This window comes from Luteitalea sp. (assembly GCF_022842525.1).
GTDB lineage: Bacteria > Acidobacteriota > Vicinamibacteria > Vicinamibacterales > Vicinamibacteraceae > Luteitalea.
In genome coordinates, this window is the sequence record NZ_JALHPM010000002.1 from 1 (window position 1) to 18559 (window position 18559).

Annotated in this window: 19 protein-coding genes; 8 read left to right on the top strand and 11 right to left on the bottom strand. The window is 70.6% G+C overall.

The features are described from left to right. Positions 1–1837: serine/threonine-protein kinase (locus Q0C41_RS00555; protein WP_291980481.1), on the bottom strand; the 1837-nt coding region annotated here is incomplete at its 3' end. Next, complete coding sequence (locus Q0C41_RS00560) at positions 1834–2469, bottom strand: ECF-type sigma factor (protein ID WP_291980482.1); 636 nt, start codon at positions 2467–2469, stop codon at positions 1834–1836. The genes Q0C41_RS00560 and Q0C41_RS00555, both read right to left, overlap by 4 nt. A 99-nt stretch (positions 2470–2568) precedes the next feature. Here Q0C41_RS00560 and Q0C41_RS00565 point away from each other — a divergent pair, with 99 nt between their 5' ends. Together Q0C41_RS00565 and mgtA are read left to right on the top strand one after the other, a co-directional pair. Further along, positions 2569–3354: a hypothetical protein gene (locus Q0C41_RS00565; protein ID WP_291980483.1), complete on the top strand. Its 786-nt coding sequence runs from the start codon at positions 2569–2571 to the stop codon at positions 3352–3354. Then, positions 3351–5885 carry a magnesium-translocating P-type ATPase gene (gene mgtA / locus Q0C41_RS00570; RefSeq protein WP_291980484.1) on the top strand — a complete coding sequence of 845 codons (2535 nt, stop codon included), beginning with the start codon at positions 3351–3353 and terminating at the stop codon, positions 5883–5885. The genes Q0C41_RS00565 and mgtA overlap by 4 nt, the downstream gene beginning before the upstream one ends. Positions 5886–5907: 22 nt before the next feature. On the opposite strand, the gene modC is transcribed toward mgtA, so the two are convergent. From modC to Q0C41_RS00590, 4 genes are read right to left on the bottom strand one after another with little or no spacing between them, the layout of a single operon-like run. After that, a complete protein-coding gene (gene modC, locus Q0C41_RS00575; RefSeq protein WP_291980485.1) occupies positions 5908–7017 on the bottom strand; it encodes a molybdenum ABC transporter ATP-binding protein in 1110 nt (369 codons plus the stop codon). Continuing rightward, positions 7010–7678, bottom strand: coding sequence for a molybdate ABC transporter permease subunit (gene modB / locus Q0C41_RS00580; protein ID WP_291980486.1), 669 nt, complete (start codon positions 7676–7678; stop codon positions 7010–7012). The genes modC and modB overlap by 8 nt, the downstream gene beginning before the upstream one ends. Position 7679: 1 nt before the next feature. Continuing rightward, positions 7680–8459, bottom strand: coding sequence for a molybdate ABC transporter substrate-binding protein (modA, locus tag Q0C41_RS00585; RefSeq protein WP_291980487.1), 780 nt, complete (start codon positions 8457–8459; stop codon positions 7680–7682). 1 nt (position 8460) lies between these two features. Then, complete coding sequence (locus tag Q0C41_RS00590; RefSeq protein ID WP_291980488.1) at positions 8461–9528, bottom strand: substrate-binding domain-containing protein; 1068 nt, start codon at positions 9526–9528, stop codon at positions 8461–8463. Between the two features lie 68 nt (positions 9529–9596). Here Q0C41_RS00590 and Q0C41_RS00595 point away from each other — a divergent pair, with 68 nt between their 5' ends. Continuing rightward, positions 9597–10121 (top strand): DUF427 domain-containing protein, encoded by a 525-nt coding sequence (locus Q0C41_RS00595; RefSeq protein WP_291980489.1) that lies wholly within the window; start codon positions 9597–9599, stop codon positions 10119–10121. A 4-nt stretch (positions 10122–10125) separates the two neighbouring features. Here the strand turns inward: Q0C41_RS00595 and istB are convergent, their stop codons facing one another. The 3 genes from istB to Q0C41_RS00610 form a co-directional block, all read right to left on the bottom strand. Next, positions 10126–10902 carry an IS21-like element helper ATPase IstB gene (istB, locus tag Q0C41_RS00600; RefSeq protein ID WP_291980490.1) on the bottom strand — a complete coding sequence of 259 codons (777 nt, stop codon included), beginning with the start codon at positions 10900–10902 and terminating at the stop codon, positions 10126–10128. Next, positions 10865–12364 carry an IS21 family transposase gene (gene istA / locus Q0C41_RS00605; protein WP_291980491.1) on the bottom strand — a complete coding sequence of 500 codons (1500 nt, stop codon included), beginning with the start codon at positions 12362–12364 and terminating at the stop codon, positions 10865–10867. Before istA ends, istB begins: the two co-directional genes overlap by 38 nt. 870 nt (positions 12365–13234) lie before the next feature. Then, the gene (locus Q0C41_RS00610) at positions 13235–14119 is read right to left on the bottom strand and encodes a hypothetical protein (protein WP_291980492.1); all 885 of its coding nucleotides are present in this window, start codon (positions 14117–14119) and stop codon (positions 13235–13237) included. Between the two features lie 90 nt (positions 14120–14209). Here Q0C41_RS00610 and Q0C41_RS00615 point away from each other — a divergent pair, with 90 nt between their 5' ends. The 3 genes from Q0C41_RS00615 (at position 14210) to Q0C41_RS00625 (ending at position 15453) form a co-directional block, all read left to right on the top strand. Continuing rightward, positions 14210–14881: a TetR/AcrR family transcriptional regulator gene (locus Q0C41_RS00615; protein ID WP_291980493.1), complete on the top strand. Its 672-nt coding sequence runs from the start codon at positions 14210–14212 to the stop codon at positions 14879–14881. 105 nt (positions 14882–14986) lie between these two features. Further along, a complete protein-coding gene (locus tag Q0C41_RS00620) occupies positions 14987–15115 on the top strand; it encodes a hypothetical protein (protein ID WP_291980494.1) in 129 nt (42 codons plus the stop codon). Further along, entirely contained in the window at positions 15115–15453 is a 339-nt protein-coding gene (locus Q0C41_RS00625) for an SRPBCC domain-containing protein (protein WP_291980495.1), read from the top strand. Before Q0C41_RS00620 ends, Q0C41_RS00625 begins: the two co-directional genes overlap by 1 nt. Before the next feature lie 10 nt (positions 15454–15463). On the opposite strand, the gene Q0C41_RS00630 is transcribed toward Q0C41_RS00625, so the two are convergent. Next, positions 15464–17623 (bottom strand): glycoside hydrolase family 3 C-terminal domain-containing protein, encoded by a 2160-nt coding sequence (locus Q0C41_RS00630; protein WP_291980496.1) that lies wholly within the window; start codon positions 17621–17623, stop codon positions 15464–15466. Between the two features lie 194 nt (positions 17624–17817). Between Q0C41_RS00630 and Q0C41_RS00635 the strand changes: the two genes are divergently transcribed. Beyond that, positions 17818–18114, top strand: coding sequence for a hypothetical protein (locus tag Q0C41_RS00635; protein WP_291980498.1), 297 nt, complete (start codon positions 17818–17820; stop codon positions 18112–18114). A 59-nt stretch (positions 18115–18173) separates the two neighbouring features. Here the strand turns inward: Q0C41_RS00635 and Q0C41_RS00640 are convergent, their stop codons facing one another. Further along, positions 18174–18350 (bottom strand): hypothetical protein, encoded by a 177-nt coding sequence (locus Q0C41_RS00640; RefSeq protein WP_291980499.1) that lies wholly within the window; start codon positions 18348–18350, stop codon positions 18174–18176. Between Q0C41_RS00640 and Q0C41_RS00645 the strand changes: the two genes are divergently transcribed. Beyond that, on the top strand, positions 18349–18559 hold a 211-nt coding region (locus Q0C41_RS00645; protein WP_291980500.1), incomplete at its 3' end, for a hypothetical protein. The two genes, Q0C41_RS00640 and Q0C41_RS00645, sit on opposite strands and share 2 nt — an antisense overlap.

The following is an 18559-nucleotide window of genomic DNA, read 5'->3' on the forward strand; positions in this document are numbered from 1 at the left end:
CGTGCGCCGCCGTCAGCGCCTCGTCGAAGCGCGCCTCGGCCTCGTCCAGGCGACCCGCGCGCAGCAGGGCGACGCCGTCCGCGCTGGCGAGACGGATGCGGCGCGGGTCCTCGGGCGCCAGCCGGCGCCGGGCAATCGCGACCGCCTGCGCGAGCTGGGTGCGGGCCGACGACGAATCGGCGGTCACACTGGCGCGAATCTGCAGGGCCGTCGCGCGCAAGGCGTGGTCCTGCCCATGGTGGCGCTGCAGGCGGGCGTCGGCGTCCTCGGCCAGGGCCCGGGCATCGTCGCGCTCGTGCATCCAGGCGAGCAGCTCCGCCAGATCGAGCTGCGCCCCGATGGTGTCGATGGCGTCCGGCCCCGCGCTCTCGCGATGGAGGCGCACGGCAGACGTCAGCAGGGCTCGAGCCCGCGCATTGTCGCTCCGCGCGGCATGCACCCGCCCGAGCGCATGGTGCAGCTGGGCCTGCACGCCGGGCTGGTCCGCGAGCGCCCCGGTCATCCGCGTTTCGGCGCGCGCGAGGAACTCGCCGACGGTCTGCCGATCCCCACCGGGTACGACTTCCGGGTTGGCGGACTCGAACAGGTTCACCAGCAACTGCACGACCGACGTCGCGCGATCGCGCTCGAGACGCACGCGCTCCCGCTCCGCCGTGAGCGCACGCACGTGGGTGACGCCGAGCGTCGCCAGGGTCGCGAGCAGCAGGAGCACGACGCCGCCGGACGCGACGGCCAGGCGATGGCGCCCCACGAACGCCCCGAGGCGGCCGCGACGCGAGCGCGGACGTGCCTCGACGGGAAACCCGCCGAGATGGCGCTGGAGGTCTCGCGACAGCGCGTCGACCGTGGCGTAGCGACGCTCGGCGGTGTCCTGCGTCGCGCGCAGGACGATGGCTTCGAGATCGCCGCGCAGCATCCTGAAGAGCGCGCGTGGACGGGTCGATCGGGCGGTAGCCGCGTCCTGCCAGTGGTCAGCGGCGAGCGGCGCACTCTCGTCATCAGGACGGATGCCGGTGAGCAGCTCGCGTAGCAGCATGCCGAGCGCGAAGACGTCCGCCGCCATGGTGATGGACTCGCCGCGCACCTGCTCCGGTGCCGCATGCGAGGGCGTGGCGCCGACCGGACGGGCCGATCCCGGGGATCCGTCCGCGCCTGGCCGCAGCAGCCGTGCGATGCCGAAATCCACCAGGCGCGGATGGCCGTCCCGTGTCACCAGGATGTTCGACGGCTTCAGGTCACCGTGCACGACGAGCGCCTGATGCGCGTGCTGCACGGCCTCGCACACCGCGATGAACAGCGCCAGTCGCCGCCGCACGTCCAACCGCTGCTGGTCGCACCACGCCGTGATTGGCTCGCCGTCCACGAGATCCATCACCAGATATGGCTCGTCCGCTGCGGTGCGGCCGGCATCGAGCAGGCGCGCGATGCTGGGATGGGCGAGACGCGCCAGCAGGCGATGCTCGTCCTCGAAACTCGGCGCGGGATCGCTCATGCCGGGTCGGGCGATCTTGATCGCGACGCGCTGCTCGTACGCCCCATCGGCTCGCTCGCCGAGCCAGACGACGCCCATGCCGCCAGCGCCGATCACCTCGACCGTTCGCCAGGCACCCAGGCGGGTCCCAGGCCCCGTCGCCGCCGCCTCGCGATCGTCCGCGAAGCGCTCGATGGCGAGCGCCTGACTGTCTCGATCGGCTGCCAGGAGGCGCTCGAGTTCCTCGCGCACGTGGGGCCGGTCGACGCACGCCGCGTCCAGCGCGCGGGCCCGACGACGCCGGGTCAACGGTCGCAGACGCGCGAAGAGCTCCTCGAGCTGTCGCCAGTGCGCAACGTCGTTCATGAGACCTCCGCCTCGGTCGCCCGCGCTCCGGGTGGCGCCGTAGCCCGCCCCCTGGCCATCTCGGCACGCAGCCACGCCCGGGCCATCGCCCACGTCCGTTGCACCGAGCGGGTCGACAGTCCCAACACCTGGGCGATCTCCGGCTCGGTCAGCCCCGCGAAGATCCGGTACTCGACGATGCGGGCGGCGCGCGCGTCGAGGGTCTCGAGCCGCCCGAGCAACTGGTCCAGGGCGAGCCACTCCTCGACGTCACCGCCTGGATGTCGACACGGCACGATCGCCTCGTCCGGCATCGGCACCTGCACCTCTCGGCCCCGCTTGACGCGATTGCGGCGCCGCGCATGGTCCACGACGACGCGGCGCATCAGTTGCGCGGCGATCGCGAGGAACTGCTGGCGGTCGGTCGCCACGAGCTGTCGTTGCTGCACGAGACGCAGGTAGGTCTCGTGCACCAGCACCGTCGCCGACAGCGTGAACCCGCCGGCCTCGCCCGACAGCTGCCGCCGCGCCACGCGCCGCAGTTCGCGATACAGGAGCGGCACGACGTGATCGAGCGCGTCGGCATCGCCGCCACTGAGGCGTGCGAGCCACACCGTGACCGAAGAGGAAGCCTGAATGTCGAGCATCGTCATCGCGGCGATCTGCCGCACGTGTCGTGTTTCGCCGACGTTCGGCGCGATGACTCCTGACGCCAGACGCCGACGGCTGAGCCTGGCAGGCAAGGAGATCCCATGACGCGCTTTCACAACACAACGACGAAACCCCTCTCGGCCGCACTGCTGGTGCTGGCCGTCACGGCCGGGCTGCCCTCCCAGGCAGCTGCGACCATCCTCACGTTCGACCAGATCCGGCTCGGCGGGCAGGTGGTGCCCACGATCAGTGGCAACGAGGTGGAGCAGGACTACGGCGACCGGGTCACCGCGAGCACGATGCCCGTGAGCGGCGGCACCTTCACGTATGGCAATGGCGGCGAGGGCTTCACGCCCGGCATCCTGGCGGAGTACTTCGGTGCCACGGCGAGCAACGGCGCCCCGGCGAGCGCGCTGTGGGAGGACGGCTATGGCGACCTGGAGAACGTGTACTTCGGCGACCAGCGGTCGCAGAGCCTCAACATCCGCCTGACGGGTGACGCGGGCGTGAACGTGCGGCTGTACGGCTTCGACCTCGCCGGATGGCCCACCACGGACTACGTCATCGCCGCCGTCCGGGTCATCGGCGCGACTCAACTGCTGTTCGAACAGACCGACGTGCTCGTCCACGGGGCGCCAGGGGGGCCAGGGCGGACGACCTTCGCCTTTGCCACGCCGCTCGAGGCCAACGCCCTGCAGATCATGATCGACTACGCCAATCTGGACGGCGCGCTGCAGGACAACATCGGCATCGACAACATCCGCTTCGGCCAGTCAGGTCCGGACGGCGACCCGGACCCGAATGTGCCGGAACCGGCGAGCGCGGCTTTGTGCGGTTCGGCCGTCGTGGCCTGGCTGGTACGGCGGTCGACGTATGCTGGGGCGTGACCTTCTGGTCAGGTCCGCTCGAGACACTGCTCGCCGGGCTCTCCGCTCGACCAGAGGGGCTGTCGAGTGCGGAGGCGGATCGGCGCCTCGCGACGTCCGGTGCCAACCGCGCCGGCGTCTCGCGCGGCCGCCCGCCATGGCGTCTGCTGCTCGACCAGTTCCGCAGTCCGCTCGTCCTCCTGCTGCTCTTCGCGATGACGCTGTCGCTGTTTCTCGGTGAGACGACCGATGGCGTGATCGTGCTCGTCGTCGTCGCCGGCAGCGCCCTCCTCGGCTTCTGGCAGGAGCACCGGGCGAGCAAGGCGGTCGCCAGGCTGCTGGCGGTCATCCAGACCAGGGTCACCGTCAGGCGTGACGGGCACGAAGTCGAGGTGACGCACGACAGCCTGGTGCCCGGCGACATCATCGTGCTGTCGGCCGGCGCCGCCGTGCCGGCCGACTGTCGCATCATCCAGTCGACCGACCTGTTCGTCGACGAATCGACGCTCACCGGCGAAACCTACCCTGCCGAAAAGAGCGCTGGCGACCTGCCGCCGGACACGCCGCTGGCCCGCCGGACCAACGTGCTGTTCCAGGGCGCCCACGTGGTCAGCGGCACGGGACTCGCGGTGGTCGTGCAGACGGGCGCCGCCACGGTCTTCGGCGAGATCGCGCAGCGATTGCGCATGCGCCCGCCGGAGACGGAGTTCGAGGTCGGCCTGCGCCGTTTCGGCAGCCTGCTGATGCAGATCACCCTGCTGCTGGTGATCACCATCTTCGCCATCAACGTGTTTCTGGACCGGCCGGTGGTGACTTCGTTCCTGTTCGCGCTGGCGCTGGCCGTCGGCCTGACACCGGAACTCCTCCCCGCCATCGTCAGCATCACGCTGGCCCGTGGCGCGCAGCAGATGGCGGCCTCGCATGTCATCGTCCGACGCCTCAACTCGATCGAGGACTTCGGCAGCATGACCGTGCTCTGCTCCGACAAGACCGGCACCCTGACCGAAGGGGTCGCGACGCTGCACGACGCCACCGACGCGGAGGGCCACGCCAGTGCGCGGGTGCGGCTGTTCGCCGAGTTGAACGCCCGCTTCGAATCGGGGTTCGCCAATCCCATCGACGAGGCGCTGCGCCTGTTGCCGTGCCCCGATCTCCCGACGTACGCCAAGGTGGACGAGGTACCGTACGACTTCCTGCGCAAGCGACTGAGCGTGGTCGTGGAGCAGACGTCGACAGCCGAGGGCACCCGGGCCCACACGATGATCACGAAGGGCGCCCTCGCCAACGTCCTCGCGGCGTGTGTGGATGTCGAGGTGACGACAGGGCCACCGGAGACGCGCACGCGGCCACTGGAGGAGATGCGGCCCGCGATTCAGGCGCGCTTCGAGGCGTACAGTGCCGAGGGCTATCGAGTGCTGGGTGTCGCGGTCCGCGACGTGACCGGCGACCCGATCATCGACAAGGCCGATGAATGTGGCATGACGTTCATCGGCTTCCTGCTGTTCGAGGATGCGCCGAAGGCCGGGGCGCTCCAGGCCATCGAGGCACTCCGCCAGCTCGGGGTCGCGCTGAAGATCATCACGGGCGACAACCGCCTGGCGGCCGGACGGATGGCACGGCTCATGGGACTGACGCGCCCCACCGTGCTCACGGGAGAGGAGCTGCGTGGTCTCAGCGACACCGCGCTGCTGGCACGCGTGCGCGAGGTCGACATCTTCGCGGAGGCCGAGCCCAACCAGAAGGAGCGCATCCTGACGGCCCTTCGGCGGGCCGGCGAGGTGGTGGGCTACCTCGGGGACGGCATCAACGACGCCAGCGCACTGCATGCCGCCGACGTCGGCATCTCCGTGGAGGGCGGCGTCGACGTGGCGAAGGAAGCGGCAGACATCGTCCTGCTGAAGCGCGACCTGGCCGTGCTCGCCCAGGGCGTCCGCCTCGGGCGACAGACGTTCGCCAACACCCTCAAGTACGTGTACATCACCAGCAGCGCCAACTTCGGCAACATGATCAGCATGGCCGGCGCGTCGCTGTTCCTGCCCTTCCTGCCGTTGCTCCCCAAGCAGATCCTGCTCAACAACTTCCTGTCGGACGTGCCGTCGATGGCCATCGCGACCGACAGCGTGGACCGGGAGCACCTCGATCGCCCGCACCGCTGGAACATCGCCGTCATCCGCAACTTCATGATTGTCTTCGGCCTGGTCAGCTCGGTGTTCGACCTCGCCACGTTCGCAGCGCTGCTGCACTGGCTGCGTGCCACCGAGGCGCAGTTCCAGACGGGCTGGTTCGTCGAGTCGCTCATGACGGAGCTGTTCATCGTCCTCGTCGTCAGAACGCGAGGCCCGATCCTCCACAGTCGACCCGGCGGCGTGTTGCTGGCCGCCACGCTCGTCGTGGCAGCCGCGACGATCGCGTTGCCCTACAGTGCCGCTGGGGCGCTGTTCGGCCTCGTGCCGATGCCCCTGCCGTTCCTGCTCACGCTGCTCGGAATTACGGCCGCGTATCTCGCGGTGACCGAGCTGGTGAAGGGATGGTTCTTCAACCGGTTCGCCTGATCACGCCAACGCACGCGGGGGCTCACGGTTCACCGTCGACGGTGCGGTGGGCATCGATCGACACCGACTTGATCAGCGCGTGGACGGGTCGCCCCGGCGCCAGGGCGAGGCGCTGGACGGCATCCCGGGTGACCTCCGCCAGCAGGAACAGCCGGCCGACGGCGACCTGCACGACCACCTGACCGGTCGTCGTCTCCTCGTGCATCGCCGCCACCGTTCCGGCCAGCACGTTGTGCAGGCTGAGGCCGTCCGGCGGCGCCGACGCGAGGATCACTTCGCGTGCCGGCACGCGCACCCTGACGCGCGTGCCCGGTGTGCTGTCGCGCAGCGGGGTCAGCAGGCGCCCGCCATCGAACGTCAGCGCGAGCAGACGCCGCTCCGTGTCGACATCGGCGACGACGGCGTCGAACACGCTGCCGAGGCCGAACGCCTCCCGCAGGAACGACAGATCCGGGCGGCTCGTGAGGCGCTCCACGGAATCCATCGCCAGAACCCGGCCCCGTTCCAGGACGAGGACATGCGAAGCCAGGCGCACGACATCGTCGACATCGTGGGTGACCAGGATGAGCGGCACGGTGGTCGCCCGTCGCAGCGCTGCCACCTCGTCCTGCAGGCGGCGACGGACGCCGCGGTCGACCGCGGCAAACGGCTCATCGAGCAGCATCACGGCGGGTTCGCGCGCCAGGGCACGCGCGAGGGCCACCCGCTGCCGCTCGCCGCCCGACAGTTCCTGCGGCCGCCGCGAGGCGAGCGAGGTCAGGTGCACGCGCTCGAGCAGCGCCTCGGCGTGCGCACGTCGTTCCGATCGTGGCCGATGTCCGCTTGCCGCCATCACGTTGCCCAGGGCCGTGAGGTGGGGGAACAGGGCGTACTCCTGGAACACGAGCCCGACCGCACGACGATGCGGCGGGAGGCACACGCCGGTGTCGGTATCGCACCAGATCTGATGCCCCACCCGTACCTGGGCCCGGGCCGGATGATGGAGCCCGGCGATCGAGCGCAGGATGGTCGTCTTGCCACTGCCAGAGGCGCCGAAAATCGCCAGCACCTGGCCGGGCTCACACGTGAACGCCACGTCGAGGGGGATGGGTGCGGCCTGCTGCAGCGACACCGTGAGTTGCCGCTCAGTCACGGCGACGCCTCACCTGTCGCGACAGCATCGTCGTCGTCATCAGCGTGACGACGGCGACGAGCAGCAGCGTCGCGGCCATGAGTCCGGCGCTCCGGTCGTCGAAGGCTTGCATCCGATCGTAGATGGCCACGCTCATCGTGCGGGTCTCGCCGGGCAGGTTGCCACCGACCATCAGCACGACGCCGAACTCGCCGAGCGTGTGGGCGAAGGTCAGCATCGCGGCCGTCAGCAGGCTCGGCCAGGCGAGCGGCAGTTCGATGCGACGGAAGCACTGCCACGGCGTCAGGCCGCAGCAGGACGCGGCATCGCGGATGTCGCCAGGAATTGCCTCGAACCCGCGCTGGATGGGTTGCACCACGAACGGGATGTTGGCGATGGCGGAGGCCAGCAACAGGCCCTCGAACGAGAACGGCAGCGTCTGACCCGCGATCGCCTGGAAGGCCTGCCCGAGGGGCGACCGCGCGCCGAACGTCACGAGCAGATAGAAGCCGAGGACCGTCGGCGGTAGCACCAGCGGGACGGTGACGAGGGCCTCGACCAGGACCTTGCCGCGGAACTGGCGCACCGCGAGCAGACGCCCGAGCCAGATGCCGAACGGCAACAGGATCGCGACCGTGCCGACGCCCAGCCGCAACGAGACGCCCAGTGCGGTCCAGTCCACGTTACTGCGGCGCTCCGTAGCCGTGCCGGCGGAACAGGGCGCGTGCGTCCTCGCCCTGCAGGTACGCGTAGAACTGCGCGGCCGCCGGACTCGCCCGCTTGAGCAGCACCATCCGCTGCGACAACGGCGGATGGTCGGCGGCATCGATCACCGCGTAGGTTCCCCGGCTGACAACGCCGGGCGCGAGCACGAGAGAGTACGCGAGCAGCCCGCCGACGGCGTTGCCCGAGATGGCGAACTGCGCCGCCTGACCGATCGTGTCACCGCGGACGAGGCGGGGCTGGACCGCCTCCCACAGACCGCGCGTGCGGAGCACGGCCTCGGCGGCCTTGCCGTAGGGGGCGACGTCGGGGTTGGCGATGGCGAGGCGCCACGCGCGACCGCGGGCAGCGAGTGCGGCAAGGCCCTCGAGGCGAGCGTCGACGGTCAACGGCGACCCGTGCGGCGCGAAGAGCACGAGTCGGCCGGACGCGTAGACGACGCCCGCGTCTCGCGTCAGACCGGCCGCGCTGAGTTGGGCCGGGAAGGCCTCGTCCGCCGAGAGGAACACGTCGAAGGGGGCGCCATCGCGGATCTGGCGCGTGAGCGTCCCGGAGGCGCCGAAGACGAGATCCACCGTCACGCCGCGATCACGGGCGAAGCGGTCGGCGATCTCGGTCAGCGCGACCTGCAGGTTGGCGGCCGCGGCCACGCGAGGGCGTGGGCTCTGCGCCGCCGGCGTCGCCACGCACCCCATCCAGAGCCAGACGATGACGACTGTTGTCTTCAGGCGACCGTGCACGTCAGGCCACCGACCGGCTGTCGCCGCTGTGTGTGCTGTCGCAGCCCGGCACATCGGCGAGCAGTTGCCGATACGTGAGCGAACGGAGCGCGGTCATGAGCGCGATCACGCGTGGGTCGTCCACCAGCGCGTCGGGCACGCAGAGCTCGTAGGCTTCCCTGTGGACGGCGATGAAAGAGAGGTGCGCTTCCGCGGCTGCGGGCCGCACGCACACGCCGGCCTCGGCCCACCCGCTCGACACCGTCGTGGCGACCGCACGGTGATCTCGCACGACATGGTGATACCCCGACGGACGGCGACGAGTGCCGATGAGCGTGTCGAGGGTGTCTCTCGCCGCCGACCCCTCTTCCCTGTTCACCCAGCGGACGTTGGCCTTCAGCAGCGCCGAGACGGTGCGCTCACGTCGGGCCGCGAGGGTAGCCACGCCGGTCTCCCATCGCACCTGATGCAGCAAGCGGTAGCCAGGGCCGAGGCGGGCGCGCACCACCTCGGCGTTGGTGGACCGGCCGGCCGCATCCGTCATGTGCAGGCCCGCGACGTGGACGCGGCCCTGCCGCAGCAACTCGATCGCCTGCGCACTCGAACGGAGCAGCGGAAGCACGCGCACACGATGGAGGGCGGCGAGTTCGCGGACGAGCAGGCCCACCAGCGGGTCACAACCGGCGATGACGAGCGTGGTGTCCGGTGTGGCGCCGGGCCGCGGGTGCTGTTGCTGGCCGTCGAACCACGCGTCGTGCGGCAGCACGCCCGCGGCCGTCAGTTCGGTCGGATAGGCGAGCGTACGCCCATGGACGCTGGCGCGCCACACGCGGCCGTCATGGTCGTCGTCGGGCGCCCAGGCCCAGGGGACCGGGGCCGCCCCCGAGGCAGGGACGAAGAGATCCTCGACCCGGGACCCCAGTGCGGCCGCGAGGCGCAGGGCCACCGTCACCGACGGCACGACGCGCCCGGTCTCGATCGCACTGACCTCGGCGCGGGAGACACCGCTGCGAGAGGCGAGGGCCTCCTGCGACCAGCCGCGATCGCGTCGGATGGTGGCGAGCGAGCCCACTGACAGGATGCTGTCCATGAACAGACAGGATCATAGCAGCGACCGAATCCCGAATCCTCACCGCGCCCAGATTCGTCCTTGCAGGCGTGGACACATCGTCATCGTCGAGGCGGGCAGCGCGAGACGCGCTGGGCTGGCGCTACTACGGGCAGCAGCGGCCGCCGTTCGCGGACACGCCAGGCCCCGGACAGGAATCCGTCTGGGACTACCCACGACCTCCCCGCATCGAACACGACCGACGAGAGGTCGTGGTGCGGGTCGGCCATGTCGAGGTGGCGCGGACCCGCCACGCGTGTCGCGTGCTGGAGACGGCGAGTCCGCCGACCTTCTACATTCCGCGGGCAGACATCGACCTCGATTGCCTGCGGCCGGCGCCTGGGGCCTCGAGTTGTGAGTGGAAGGGCACGGCCCGGTACTGGACGGTCTCGATCGGGTCGGTCACGCTCGACGCCGTGGGCTGGTCCTACGATGACCCCCGTCCGGCGTTCGAGATGATCCGCGGCCATCTCTCGTTCTACCCGGGACGCCTCGAGTGTGTGTTGGCGCTCGCCGAGAAGTGCGGGAATCTGAACCGAACTCGGCGACCCGCTGGGCGGGCCGCCGTGGTCTGAGGCGTCAGGCTGAGGCGCGGCGTGACTTCTGGGCGCGCTCGGCTTCACGGAGCCGATAGCTGTCGCCGGTGATCTTGACGATGGCGGCGTGGTGCGTGAGGCGATCGATGAGGCCGACCGCGCACGAGGCGTTGGGGAAGATCGTGTGCCAGTCACGGAACGCGAGATTGGTCGTGAGGACGATCGACTTCTGCTCGTAGCGGCGCGTGACGATCTGGAACAGCAGGTCGGCGGCGTGCGCGTCGTACGCGAGATAGCCAATCTCGTCGATGGCCAACACGTGCGGGCGCGTGTAGTGGCGCAAGCGGCGCTCGAGGCCCCGCGCGGTGTCCTGGCCATTGAGATCGAGCAGGAGATCGGCCGCCGTGGTGAACAACGCCGAGTGCCCCTGCAGGATCGCCTGGTGGACGAGATTCTTGGCGATGAGCGTCTTGCCGAGGCCCTGCGCGCCGACCAGGACGACATTCTCGGCATCGGGCAGGAAGTCGAGGCGCAGCAGGCGCTCGACCAGGGCGCGATCGATCGCCTTGGGCCAGTCCCATTCGAAGTCGGCGATCGGCTTGAAGCGGCCGAGGCGGGCGCGCTTGAAGCGACGCTCGAGACTGCGATGCGTGCGGTCCTCGAGCTCGGCGGCCGCGAGCGCCTCGAGCAACGCCAGCGGTGTCCAGCGATCTTTGGCGGCGCGCGCGAGCAGGTCATTGAGATCGGCGGCGGCGCGCACGAGGCCGAGGCGGCGGAGGTGACTACTCAGGGTCGCGGGGGCGGTCGGGGCTGAGGGCATCGTAGGACTCCAGGGCATGCGCCGGGACCTCGAGGTCCTGGACGCCGGGGTGATTGGGCAACACGAGCGGGACGACGGGCTTGAGCCCGCGCTTGCGGCGCTGCTGCTCGAGCAGGTAGGCGATGGTCGCGGCGCTCGGCGCCTCGCGCGCCGCAGCCTCGTCGACGGCGGCGGCCAGGGCGGCGGCGCCGTAGTCGTCCAGCAGATCGAGGAGTCGACGGACCTGCGCCACGCCGGCATCCCCATGCGTGGCCCACTGCGTGAACAGCGCGTCGAGCGCGGGCACCGCCTGGCGCAAGCGCTCCCGCGCGGTGATCGGTCGGGCGGTGGCTTTGGCCTCGACGAGCGCGGCGAGATGAGCCGCGTCCTCAATCACGATGCCGGTGTCGTAACTGCGGGCATGACGCGCGACCTCGGTCGGCCCATCGAGAATCCGCACGGTCGTCGCATCGGCCAGCAGCGTGACGGGGCGCCGGACGAGCGTGTGCGGCAGCGAGTACTGATTGCGGTCGAACGTCAGATACGGCTGCTTGCCCGAGCGCGCGGGGCGGACCAGCGTGGTCTCGAAGGGGTGCGCGGGCACCGGGAGGAGGACGCGCTGCTCCTCCGCGAACACGGCGGCCACCGTTTGATCGCGCTGCTCGGGATGGCGCCGCTGGTGCGCCACCGTGTCGCGCCAGTGGGCGAACTGCGCGTGCAGGTCGTCGAGGTCGCGGAACGGGCGCGCCGCAAAGAAGGCGTGGCGCAGGTACTGGATCTGCCGCTCGACCTTGCCCTTTTCGTGCGCGCGCGCCGGCGCACAGGGGCGGGGCGCGAAGTGATAGTGCCCGGCCAACTCCAGCAGGCGCGGATGAAAGTGAATCGCGCTGCCCTGGCGATCCAGCACCGCGCTCTTGAGATTGTCGTAGACCAGCGTCCGCGCACAGCCGCCCATGGTGTGGATGGCCTCGACGTGGCCGCGCAGGAAGCTCTCCAGCGTCTGGTCGAGCGTGAACACGGCGTGGATCGCGCGCGAGTACCCGAGCACCAGGACGAAGCCCGAGAGCGGGCGCTCGCCGCGCCCGATGCGGATGCGCCCGAAGCTGCCCCAGTCCACCTGCGCGGTCTCGCCCGGTAAGGTCGGCAACCGCAGGTACGCGGCCTGCGCCGATGCGGGGCGCAGGTGGCGCACGGCGCGGCGCAGCTGCACCGCGGACCCGGGATAGCCGCGCAGGCGCAGCATCTCGTGCAGGCGGGTCGCCCGCAGCCGCGGATACTGCGCGAGCGTGTCGCGCACGAACGGCAGATACGGGTCGAGGGTCGTCGCCCGACAGCGCCCGCCGCGCGTGAGCACGGTGTCGCGATTGATGGCGGCGGTGACGGTGGCGTGGTGCACGCCGAGCTGGGCGGCAATGGTGCCGACCGGCCAGTGCTCAGCGTAGAAGAGGCGCCGGATCTCGGCGCGCTGCTCGGGAGGAACCATGGCGTGTCTCCAGGGACACGCGACGGTCGGACCAGCGCGGTGGAAGGAGCCACGCGCTCTCGCGGCTACAGACCATACATCGCAACGTCCCGACCAGCGGCACGGTCGGTCCGACCGTCGACGTGTCGGCGCGGAGTGTCGCCGGTGGGGGGGCCGGTGCGGAACCCTGATCCATCACGCGCCGACGTCGGCGATACGCGCGCTGCCGGTCGCGATGATCGAGGCGCCCCTCGGGACTCTGCTGATGGCGACGTCGCGCGGCCTGCACCGACTGGTGGCGGGCGCGGCGCCGGCAGCGCGGCGAGCAGTAGGCGTGCCCGCGATCGCAGGCGCGACAGATCGTGAAGGGAGCCGCACAGGCACGGCACGAGCGAAGACGAAGCGCGTCCACCGGGTCGCCGCGCTGCGCGTCCCCGGCTGACGCTCATGCGCAGCGGCCCGTGCCAGAATGTCGTGGGATTGCCCGGCTCGTCGCTGCGCCGCGTCAGTCCCCCGAGGACCCGGAGCGCCAACTCTGGGTCCTCACCTGCGCAGCTCTCGCGCGTCACCCTACCTCAGCTCGGCCGCCGTCACACACGGCTCGACCCGTCTGGGGCGCCTGCGGCGCCCCAGCCCCGTCGACCCGTGCGTGACGGCCCAGGGCAACACCACCCCTCTGCACCGACCACCCCACGCCCCCGGGCCGACAGCCGTCCAGATCTACGCGGTCTTACGTGAGCGCCAACAGAGTGTGTCGTGGACGACGTCCGGGTGCAGCCGCAGGGGGGCGGATTCTACGGCGGCTGGGTCACCCCCGACGTGGTCGGCCCCTTCAAGGGCGCCCCCGGCACGAGCGGTTGGTGATGGTCGGCCGGGCCCTCGGGCGCCATGTCAGGCGCGCGAGGGCCGTGGCGGGGCGGACGTCACGCGTGCCAGCGCAGCGGTGGCGATCGGCCAGGCCAGCAGGAGCACGCCGGTGGCCGCGACGAGGCCCGACAGCCCGGTGACGTCCGAGGGGGCCCGACCAGCGCCCGCCTGCCACAGCGCCCACGACAGCACGAGCACATACCCGGCGATCGCCCGATGCATCGCCGCCAGGCGGCGCGCGTCACCGGCAATCGGAGCCAGCCACAAGGCCATCAGTGGCAGGACCTGCAGGGCGTGCAACGCCACGGCATGCGTCAGCTTCGGGTTACCCGCAGTCCCGATGGCCGTCGGCACGTGGCCGGTGAGCGCCAGCATCGTCGTGCCCCACGAGGCGAGCCCGATGCCGATCAGATTGCCGACGCCGAGCAGGACCATGCCGGCGCGCGCGGCGGCGAGCTGTTCAGCCGGCAGATCGCGGCGCGGCCGGCGCATCAGGCGCCCGGTCCACCACGCGAGGATGGCCGCGGCAGCGACGATGAGCAACCCCATGGCGTTGAAGATGGCGCTGTCCATCGGCGTAGCGACGTTGAAGTGCGATCCCACACCCCGCCACTGCTGCAGGTCGATGAGCAGGAGTTCCACCGAAAGCAGGGCGATGAGCGCGGCGGTCTGCCTCCGGATGCCGCGGTCATCAGGCAGGTGCCGCAGCACCCACGCGAGCGACCACGACAGAACGGCGAGCGACGCGCCGAAGACGATGGGCTTGCGCCAGGTCACTGGGCCGGTGAGCGACGGCATCCCGGCGACGAGCCAGACGCCGACGTGAAACACCGCAGTGCCGGCCGTGGCGGCGCCGAAGGCGACCAGCCAGCGAGCGGGACGCGTGAGCGACGGGAAGGGGTGAGGCATGTGATCGGTGCTTTCTCGGGTCATGGTGCCGTCGATCGTCGAACTTAACGATGTTCAGATTTGTACACTGGTAAACTTGACGCTGTCAAGATGAAGCGTCCCGCGCGTCGACCCCCACCGTCCCCGTCCTCCACGCGTCCCCGGGCGTCGCTCCGGTCGAGCAAGCGTCAGTATCACCATGGCGATCTCCGGACCGCCCTCGTCGAGGCCGCCGCGAAGATGGCCGCCGAGTCGGGGCCCGCGTCGGTGACGCTGCGGGAAGTCGCTCGCCGCGCGGGCGTGTCGCAGGCCGCGCCCTACCACCACTTCGCCGACAAGGCCGCCTTGCTGGCAGGCGTGGCCGACGAGGGGTTCCGCCGGTTCGATGCGCATCAGGCCGCGGCGCTGGCGCAGGCCTCCGCCGACCCGGTCGAGCGCCTGGCCGAGCTCGGCGTGTCCTATCTGCGGTTCGCCATCGATGCGCCGCACTACTTCCAGGTCATGTTCAGGCCGTCGCTGGTCGAGACGACGCGGTCGGCCGACTTCGACGCGCTGTCGACCCGCGCGTTCGAGCGCCTGCTCACGGCGACCACCGAGGCGCGGCGGGCGCGGGGCCAGCACGACGCGGACCCGTACCCGGCGGCGCTCGCGATGTGGGCCATTCCTCACGGGCTCGCCGGCCTCTATCTGGAACAGGACGGCCACGCCGGCATGGCGCCGGCGCTGCTGGAACGCCTGGTGCGCGACGCCTCCAACGCGTTGGCGGGCGCGGCACTGGGCTGAGATCCCGGGAACGGCATTGTCAGACCGATGATTCGGCGCACGTGACGCGGTCGAATGGTCGAACGCACGGCGAGCGCGCTGCGCCGCCTGTCCTGGAGCCAACACATGCCTCATACCGTCCAGTTCCATCGTGTCCTGCGCGCCACGCCCGAGCGCGCCGACGCCTGCAGCCTCGGCTGGCAGGAATCGCTGGCGTTGCTGGCTCTCCTGGTCGAAGCGGAGCTCCCGGGCTGATGGGATCGACGACTGGCGGTGGCCGCTGGACCTTCGTGATGCACGGGCCGGACGGCTCGCACCATCACAACGAGAGCATGTTCCTCGACGTGCAGCCGTCATCGTCGGTCGTCGTGCAGCACGTGTCGTCACCGCGCTTCGTATTGACGGTGACGCTGGCCCCGCGCGACCAGGGGACGGCGCTCACCTGGGTGCAGGTCTTCGAGGACGCCAGCGTTGCCACGCGCGTCCGCCACATCGTCGAACCGGCCAACGAGGAGAATCTCGATCGACTGGCCGCCGTGCTGGCCGACCTGACGACGGCCCCGCGGCCAGGGGCCGAGGCTGGCGACGACTGATCCGCCGCGGTCAGCGCGCAGCGGGAGGCAGCGAGGTCGTGAGCGTGCCGACCGTCACGGTGATGGGGCCGGTCGCCGGGTGCCGCATGCCCCGATCGTCGACGATCGTCAGCGGTTCGCGGTCGAGCGGCAGACTGACGCGGGTCGAGGCGCCGGCCTCGAGCCTGACGCGACGAAACGCCGCCAGGGACCGGCGTGGCGCCGAGGTGCCCGCACCGTCATGTGCGACGAATCCCAGCACCACGTCGTCACCAGCACGGCGGCCGGTGTTGGTCACCGTCAGCGACACCACGGGTGGCGCGCCGGGCGTCCCCGCTGGCTCGACGCGCAGGTCGTCGTACCGGAACGTCGTGTAGCTGCGGCCGTGCCCGAACGGCCAGAGCGGCTGGCCCGTGAAGTAGCGGTACGTGCGCTCACGCATCGAGTACTCGCTGAACGGCGGCAGGTCGGCCGTCGACGCATAGAACGTGATGGGCAGCCGGCCGCCGGGGTCGGCATCGCCGAACAGGACGTCGGCCACGGCGCCACCGCCTTCGCCGCCTGGATACCAGGCGACGAGAATGGCGTTCGCGCGCGCCTTGATGGTCGGGATCGCCTGCGCGCTGCCCGCGGTGAGCACGACGGCGATGGGCTTGCCGAGCGCAGCCACCGCGTCGAAGAGCTGCATCTGAGCCTCTGGTAGCTCGATGGCGCGACGATCCCCGCCGGGGTTGCTCTTGTCTTCCCCCTCCTCGCCCTCCTGTCTGGCGGTGAGACCGAGGACCATGACGATCGCGTCGTTGGCGCGCGCGACGTCGACGGCCTCTCGACGCGCCTCGGGTGTGCCACGCGTGATGTCGCTGCCCCGCGCGCTCGTCACCACGACGCCCCGTGCGGTGGCCGCCTGCCGCAGCCCCTGGAGGATGGTGATCGGCGCCGACGGCGTCCCGTTGTAGTTGCCGATCAGCGCATCGAGGTCGTCGGCCGTCGGGCCGATCACGGCCAGGCGCTTCACCGTCGGCGCCAACGGCAGCAGGCCGTCGTTCTCGAGCAGCACGAGCGACGTGCGCGCGACCTCGCGATTCAACGTCCGGTGCGCAGTGGTGTCGTTGACGGTGTACGGGATGCGCGCGTAGGCCACGCGCTCCGGAGGGTCGAACAGGCCGAGGCGCATGCGCGCCGTGAACAGGCGCGTGAGCGCTCGGTCGAGATCGGCCTCGGTGAGGAGGCCACGCTGCACCGCCGTGGTGAGCCGACGGAAGTCGTTGCCGCACTCGAGATCGGTGCCGGCCTTGACCGCCTGCGCGGACGCCACGGCGGCATCGGCCGAATACTTGTGGCGCTTCCACATGTCGTTGATGGCGCCGCAGTCGGTGACGACATACCCGTCGAAGCCCCAGCGGGTCCGCAGCAGGTCGTCCACGAGCGCGCGGCTGCCGCTCACGGGGATGCCATCGACGGCGTTGTACGCCGTCATCACCGACAGCACCGCGCCATCACGAATGGCGCGCTCGAAGTGCGGCAGGTAGGTCTCGGCGAGATCACGCGGACTGACACGGGCATCGAAGGTGTGACGATCGACCTCCGGCCCACTGTGCACGACGTAGTGCTTCGCGGTGGTGATGGTCTTGAGGTAGCGCGGGTCGTCGCCCTGCATGCCGCGGATGAAGGCGACGGCCAGGCGCCCCGTCAGCACCGGGTCCTCGCCGTAGGTCTCGTGGCCGCGGCCCCAGCGCGGGTCCCGGAAGATGTTGATGTTGGGCGAGAAGAAGGTCAGGCCCTGGTAGCGCTCGCGCGTGCCCTGCCGCACGAACTCGTGGTGCTTGGCGCGCGCCTCGTCGCTGATGACGGTGGCCACGCGGTGCATCAGCGGCTCGTCGAAGGTCGCGGCCAGGCCAATCGCCTGCGGGAACACGGTGGCGACGCCCGCCCGGGCCACGCCGTGCAGCGCCTCGTTCCACCAGCCGTACGCGGGCACCCCCAGACGGTCGATGGCCGGCGCCTGGTCCATCATCTGCCCGACCTTCTCGTCGAGCGTCATGGCGCCGACCAGGGCCGACACGCGCTCGGCGACGGGTCGGTCGGGGTTGAACCACGGGTGGTCCGTCGGCGGTGACTGCGCGCCTGTCTGCGGCGTCAACGCCGTGGCCAGACAGCTGGCGACGACCGCGTGCTGGAGAAGTAGACGCATCGGGGATCGACCTGCCGGCGGCCTGCGCTCGAATGCCATCGCTGAGTGCTCCTGCAGAAAGTTACCACCCGGGCTGCTGGCGGAGTCACAGGCGCCATGTGGCCGACAGTTGGCATACGATGACGCTCTCTTCACAGACTGACTGCGGCGCGAGCCCTCGACGCGTCGCCAATCGCATGGACTCGGAGGATGTGATGGCTCTGCACACGGCGAGCATCGGGAAAGTGGACACCGTGGCCCCTGGCGCCACGGTCGAGTTTCGGTGGAACAACCCCCCGTCGCACACGATGCTGCATTACTTCGCGTTTCCGGATCCGCCCCACATGCCCGGTCAGCATGGGTCGTCGTCAGGGGCCGTCGAGGTGAGGGGCGTTCGCGTGTTCCACACCGACCCGAACGACGCAGCGACCAAGACGCACGTCGTCGTGCTCGTGAAGAACGTCGGCAACGGGCCGACGGGGTTCGAGCTGTTTCAGACCTGGGTGGATTGAGTGCACCGCCGTCCCTTGTGGTGCGAGCCGCATCGCGAGCCCGTCTGGCGTGCGGTCCGTCAGTCCGCGGAAGCGCCGCTCGGCGGCTTGTTCAGGCGGGCCACCGCCATCACGACGGTCATCAGGAACGCCCCCTCGTCGGGGTCGACGAGGTCGACGGTGTGCGCGTAGCCAGTGGTCGCCAGGGCGTCGCCGTTGCGGCACGTGACGACGTCGCGGAAGTCCTGCGAGCCCATGAGCCGGATCGGCCCAACCCATTCCCCGCCGCATGGTCGCGTACGCGGCGCCTTCGCGCTCGATGTCGAAGCGCTGGTCGAGGTTCAGGAGATGTTGCCGACCGGTGAAACGCGCGTGCCCTCGTGCATCCAGCGCCGTGAACACCGCCGCCAGGCGCAGCTTGCCGTTGAACGTCATGACGAGGGCACCCTGGGTGTTCTTCAGGGTG

Coding starts and splice junctions, on each gene's coding strand:
- Q0C41_RS00560 (WP_291980482.1), bottom strand. CDS start 2,469: ATGACGATGCTCGACATTCAGGCTTCCTCTTCGGTCACGGTGTGGCTC.
- Q0C41_RS00565 (WP_291980483.1), top strand. CDS start 2,569: ATGACGCGCTTTCACAACACAACGACGAAACCCCTCTCGGCCGCACTG.
- Q0C41_RS00590 (WP_291980488.1), bottom strand. CDS start 9,528: ATGGACAGCATCCTGTCAGTGGGCTCGCTCGCCACCATCCGACGCGAT.
- istB (WP_291980490.1), bottom strand. CDS start 10,902: ATGCCCTCAGCCCCGACCGCCCCCGCGACCCTGAGTAGTCACCTCCGC.
- istA (WP_291980491.1), bottom strand. CDS start 12,364: ATGGTTCCTCCCGAGCAGCGCGCCGAGATCCGGCGCCTCTTCTACGCT.
- Q0C41_RS00610 (WP_291980492.1), bottom strand. CDS start 14,119: ATGCCTCACCCCTTCCCGTCGCTCACGCGTCCCGCTCGCTGGCTGGTC.
- Q0C41_RS00615 (WP_291980493.1), top strand. CDS start 14,210: ATGAAGCGTCCCGCGCGTCGACCCCCACCGTCCCCGTCCTCCACGCGT.
- Q0C41_RS00620 (WP_291980494.1), top strand. CDS start 14,987: ATGCCTCATACCGTCCAGTTCCATCGTGTCCTGCGCGCCACGCCCGAG.
- Q0C41_RS00625 (WP_291980495.1), top strand. CDS start 15,115: ATGGGATCGACGACTGGCGGTGGCCGCTGGACCTTCGTGATGCACGGG.
- Q0C41_RS00630 (WP_291980496.1), bottom strand. CDS start 17,623: ATGCGTCTACTTCTCCAGCACGCGGTCGTCGCCAGCTGTCTGGCCACG.
- Q0C41_RS00635 (WP_291980498.1), top strand. CDS start 17,818: ATGGCTCTGCACACGGCGAGCATCGGGAAAGTGGACACCGTGGCCCCT.
- Q0C41_RS00640 (WP_291980499.1), bottom strand. CDS start 18,350: ATGGGCTCGCAGGACTTCCGCGACGTCGTCACGTGCCGCAACGGCGAC.